Source organism: Neisseria sp. P0021.S006, from assembly GCF_051956895.1.
The window spans coordinates 1-3,892 of record NZ_JBQCWZ010000081.1 but is presented as its reverse complement, the minus strand read 5'-3'; the positions used below and the strand labels follow the sequence as shown (position 1 = coordinate 3,892).

General features: G+C 50.6%; 4 protein-coding genes. All 4 read right to left on the bottom strand.

What is annotated here, in order from left to right; translation table 11 throughout:
• Positions 1-194 precede the first annotated feature (194 nt).
• Positions 195-2,219, bottom strand: coding sequence for an NADH-quinone oxidoreductase subunit L (gene nuoL / locus ACTHUM_RS10735; RefSeq protein ID WP_070606423.1), 2,025 nt, complete (start codon positions 2,217-2,219; stop codon positions 195-197).
• Between the two features lie 177 nt (positions 2,220-2,396).
• Complete coding sequence (locus ACTHUM_RS10730) at positions 2,397-2,933, bottom strand: hypothetical protein (RefSeq protein WP_070606426.1); 537 nt, start codon at positions 2,931-2,933, stop codon at positions 2,397-2,399.
• 5 nt (positions 2,934-2,938) lie between these two features.
• Positions 2,939-3,244 carry an NADH-quinone oxidoreductase subunit NuoK gene (gene nuoK, locus ACTHUM_RS10725; protein WP_002215628.1) on the bottom strand — a complete coding sequence of 102 codons (306 nt, stop codon included), beginning with the start codon at positions 3,242-3,244 and terminating at the stop codon, positions 2,939-2,941.
• Positions 3,241-3,892, bottom strand: a 652-nt coding sequence (locus ACTHUM_RS10720; protein ID WP_440402874.1) for an NADH-quinone oxidoreductase subunit J, incomplete at its 5' end; no start/stop codon positions are given. The genes ACTHUM_RS10720 and nuoK, both read right to left, overlap by 4 nt.

The window sequence follows — 3,892 nt, the reverse complement described above, 5'->3', positions numbered from 1 at the left end:
CGCCAGCGGCGCACGGCTGTCTTTACCGGTCGCCAAAACCAGCACACCTGCGGCGATGGGTATCCATATTGCCAAGCTGAGTAGGTAGTTGGAAAACATAGTGGTTAACCTGTGGTTAAAATAAAAATGTGTTTATGTGGATATTTCTTCGTTTCAGACGGCCTGAAGGTTTAAGACCGTCTGAAACCTTATTCTTATCGGAACAATCCCCAGAAGGTCATGCCGAGCAGTACCAATACGCCGAATACCATAGCAGCGGCGTAGGTGTAGATAAAGCCGGTTTGGGCTTTACGCACTTGCGCAGCAATCGCGCCGACCAGTTTGGCGGAGCCGTTGACAATACCGTTGTCGATAATGGCGGTATCGCCGACTTTCCAGAAGAAGGTACCCAATGCGCGCGTGCCTTTAGCGAAGACGTTGAAATACAGGGCGTCGAGGTAGTATTTGTTTTCAAACAAAACGTAAATCGGACGGAACGCCTGTGCAATTTTCGCTGGCAGGTGCGGCAGTTTGACGTACAGGAGCCATGCGCTTAAGACACCTGCGATAGCAAGGTAGAGTACAGGCGAATGCAGGCTGTGTGACACCATTGCCAATGCGCCGTGGAACTCTTCCTTCATGATGTGCATGGTCGGATGCGCGTCGGCATTGACAAAGATTACGTCTTTAAAGAAATCGCCGTAAAGCATAGGCTCAATGGCAACGTAGCCGATGATAACGGACGGAATGGCCAGCAGAATCAAAGGCAGGGTAACAACCAACGGGCTTTCGTGCGGATTGTCGTTTTTGCCCAAGCCGTGATGCTCTTCGCCATGATGATCGTCATGATGCTCAGGCAGGTTGCGCCATTTCTCTTCACCGTGGAACACCATAAAGTATTGGCGGAACGCGTAGAACGCAGTAACAAACACACTGGCAAGGACCGCAAAATAGGCAAAGCCACTGCCCGGCAGGGTGCTGTATTTCGCCGCTTCGATAATCGAATCTTTGGAATAGAAGCCGGAGAAGAACGGCGTACCGATCAGCGACAAGTTACCGATCAGCATGGTCAGCCAAGTAATCGGCATGTATTTTTTCAGGTTGCCCATGTGGCGCATATCTTGGTCATGGTGCATACCGATAATCGCGCTACCTGCAGCCAAGAACAGCAAGGCTTTAAAGAAAGCGTGAGTCATCACATGGAACATCGCCACGGAATAGGCGGACGCGCCCAGAGCCACGGTCATGTAGCCCAGTTGCGACAGGGTAGAATACGCAACCACACGTTTGATGTCGTTTTGAATCACGCCCAAGAAACCCATAAACAGGGCAGTAATCGCACCGATTACCATGATGACAGACAGCGCAGTGCTGCTCATCTCATAAATCGGCGACATACGCGATACCATGAACAGACCGGCGGTAACCATGGTTGCGGCGTGAATCAACGCGGAAATCGGTGTCGGGCCTTCCATCGAATCAGGCAGCCAAACGTGTAGCGGGAATTGCGCTGATTTACCCATCGCACCCACAAACAACAGCAAACAGGTTACGGTAATCAAAGACCATTCCACACCGGGGAACAGTTGAATGGTGGCCGTCTGAACATTAGGCAGATAAGCGAATACATCTTGATAGCGCAGGCTGCCGCCGAAATAGGCAAGCACCAAGCCGATACCGAGCAAAAAGCCGAAGTCGCCGACACGGTTAACCAAAAAGGCTTTCAGGTTGGCAAAAATCGCGCTCGGACGTTTGAAATAGAAACCGATCAAGAGATACGACACCAAGCCCACAGCTTCCCAACCGAAAAAGAGCTGGATGAAGTTGTTGCTCATAATCAGCATCAACATGCTGAAAGTAAATAAAGAAATGTAGCTGAAGAAGCGTTGGTAGCCGACTTTTTCATCGTGCATATAGCCGATGGTGTAGATATGTACCATCAGCGATACGCCGGTGACCACGACCATCATCATCGCCGTCATCGTATCGACCAAGAAGCCGACGGAAAAATCCAAACCGCCCATCGTCAGCCAGGTATAGACATTCTCGTCAAACTTGGCGCGGCTGCCGTCGATAAAGCCCCACAGCACATAAGCCGACAACACGGCGGACACCGCCACGCCGAGTATCGTAACCGTATGCGCGCCGGCACGTCCGATTTTATTGCCGAACAAACCCGCAATCAGCGAGCCTGCCAAAGGCACGAGGGCAATGATGAGATATAAAGTCATGTCGTTCATTTTGGATGAACCTTTTTGATTTAAAAATCTATGTTTGTTTTGTCGGTCGGATTCCCTAATCCGACCAATCTACTTTGTCTTGGTTTTCAGACGACCTCACGCCATAAGGCAGGTTGTCCAACCTTAAATTTTTTTCCTTACAGGCTTCAGATTTTCAGCCAAACCGTGCAACAGCATTCAAATCCGATAAAGCTGCCTGTCTTGGCAACGCGCCCTAATCGCTTTAGTGATGATGTCGCGTGGATCTGCCAATTTGAAACCGTTCCTATCTAAGTCCAAGCGGTCTAGGTCAGTCAGCATTATTGTATCCAAAACCACGCCTGTTTCAGGTCTACGGTATTCCACCGCAATGCCTTGACAGCCCCTTGTATGAACTTGATACACAGAGCGTATCCATGTGTATTTCACCTTACCCGCCCCACAGCCGTGTATGCAATAAGACAAACCGTCTTCGTCCAAACGTATGAATTCCCGATCTCTGCCCGTATTGCGGCGCGAATTTTGCCACATCTTCCATCCGGCAATCCCGATACCCGCACACAAAACCGACAATAAGCCAAACAGCCAGCCCAACCGCCCAGCCCATGCAAACGCAAACCACACCAGCCAAATCGACAGGAAAAATGGGACAGCAACCCAGCACAAAACTAAAAGCGAACGCGGCTTAAACACCCATTGCTCGATATTCGCTTGATCGGTTTGTTCAGACGGCATCCGCCCTACCCTTTCAACTCGTCCAAATCGGCAACATTAATCGTTTGTCGGTTGCGATACACCAGCACCATAATCGCCAAACCGATGGCGGATTCGGCAGCAGCAACGGTCAGTACGAAGAATACGAAAATCTGTCCGGCGGTATCGCCTAGATGTTGCGAAAAGGCGATAAAGTTGAAGTTCACCGCCAAGAGCATCAGCTCGATGGACATCAGCAATACCAGCACGTTTTTGCGGTTCATAAAGATACCCATTGCGCTGATACCGAACAGGAGCGCACCCAATACCAAATAATGCGTCAAGGTAATCATGCTTTGCCCTCCCCTTCCGGCTTGAGGCCGTCTGAAACTTCGCTTTCTTCGGCAGATTCGACTTGCGGTTTGACCGCTTCCATTTTCACCAGACGCATACGGCCTTGATCGGCGCGTACTTTAACTTGGTCGGCAGGATCCATGCGTTTCGGATTAACCGTTTTACGGTGAACCAGAGCAATCGCGGCTACCATACCCAACAGCAGCAATACCGCCGCCAATTCAAACGGCAACAGATAGTCGGTATAAATACGGCTGCCCAAATCGCGGATATTGTTGTAATCGGCCGGAATGTCTTTCATCAGGCCAAATGCGGCAAGGTCGGTTTTCGGGTTGACCAAAATCAGGATCAGGGTAACCGCCAACAATGTGCCAACCACACCGGCAACAGGCGCATGACGCCAGAAACCGGCGCGCATTTCCTCAATGTCGATGTTCAACATCATTACAACGAACAAGAACAACACCATCACGGCGCCGACGTAAACCACCACCAGCGTCACGCCCAAGAATTCGGCCTGCATCAGCATCCAAAGCATCGCGCTCACGCAGAAGGTCAGCACCAGATGCAAAGCGGCGTGAACAGGGTTTTTAGCGGTGACGGTACGAACCGCACCGTACAAAACGATAGCGGCAAGAATATAGAAC

Coding starts and splice junctions, on each gene's coding strand:
- ACTHUM_RS10730 (WP_070606426.1), bottom strand. CDS start 2,933: ATGCCGTCTGAACAAACCGATCAAGCGAATATCGAGCAATGGGTGTTT.
- nuoK (WP_002215628.1), bottom strand. CDS start 3,244: ATGATTACCTTGACGCATTATTTGGTATTGGGTGCGCTCCTGTTCGGT.
- nuoL (WP_070606423.1), bottom strand. CDS start 2,219: ATGAACGACATGACTTTATATCTCATCATTGCCCTCGTGCCTTTGGCA.